General features: G+C 41.0%; 1 protein-coding gene. It reads left to right on the top strand.

From position 1 onward, the window contains the following. The first annotated feature begins 26 nt into the window (after positions 1-26). Complete coding sequence (locus tag BCT81_RS00240; RefSeq protein WP_241908124.1) at positions 27-980, top strand: hypothetical protein; 954 nt, start codon at positions 27-29, stop codon at positions 978-980. The last annotated feature ends 68 nt before the right edge of the window (positions 981-1,048 follow it).

Below are 1,048 nucleotides of genomic sequence, written 5' to 3'. Positions count from 1 at the left end.
ATTTATATAGTTAGTGGTCCTAGAAAATGAATAAAACGATACTCGCAGCATCAGTGGCTGCATTATTACTCTCTGGTTGTACGGTGAGACACGATAGAGAAGCAATGGTAGACAACACTGAACAGGCTTCAGATCTTGATATTTATCAGCATGACAATTACGACCAGTACAGCCAAGCAATGCAAATCATGTATGTTTACACTGAGCGTGAACCGACTAAGTTGGGTAATGTCGATGTTCTGGCGAAGGACTACTACGATAAAGTTGCAATCAAAAACACGGTCAGCACCGCCGCAACCGCAGCCATGTTAATTGGCAACCTGGCCTCAAACCTTAATATAGCAACGTTCTTTTTCGGCACACAAACAACAGACAAACTGCCTTATACCTTCAAATATCAACACAATATTGCTATCGAGCCTATTGGCGATGATGTCACCTACGACTCAATCTATCGTGAAGACTTAGAACGCTTTAAACAAATGATGAAGGAAAAATATCCGAATGCGGAAATTTTTGAATTTGAGCAAGATTTTCTCAATGTTCGAAACACAAGTGTCAGCGCAATGGATATTACCAAACCAGAATGTGCCGAGTTTAGACAATCTGATGAATTTACGCCTGATACCGTGTTTGTTGAAGAAGAGTTAGACCATTGCTTTGTTTCGACGCGTAGTCCGGGCTATTTCAAGAAAATTGTAGAAGGCGAGATTGATTTCATTGAGGGCGTGCCGAAAGCAAAACGTTACCTCGTGTATTCTATTTCTGATGAAATGATGGCGACATATGAAGACCAAAGCCACTTCTATCGCTACGTACCTTATTTTGGTTGGATGGATTCAACCAAACAGAAAACATATGAAACTAACCCTAAAAAATTCCAGGCCGATGTAGAGGCTATGAATACATCGCCTTACCCATATCTTTACCGCTACTCGGATAACAAGGTATTGCTGTTTAAGACAGATGCGACCATATAACCTTTTCAGGTTGCGATACACTAAGAAAAAGGCCTCGCACACGCGAGGCCTTAGTTTTATCTATAGAG

Source organism: Vibrio sp. 10N.261.52.A1 (assembly GCF_002876325.1).
Taxonomy (GTDB): Bacteria; Pseudomonadota; Gammaproteobacteria; order Enterobacterales; family Vibrionaceae; genus Vibrio; species Vibrio chagasii.
The sequence above is the reverse complement of the archived record's forward strand: the minus strand, read 5'-3'. Positions and strand labels throughout refer to the sequence as shown.

Bases quoted from the DNA above. Each gene is read 5' to 3' on its own strand.
- BCT81_RS00240 (WP_241908124.1), top strand. From the start codon at position 27: ATGAATAAAACGATACTCGCAGCATCAGTGGCTGCATTATTACTCTCT.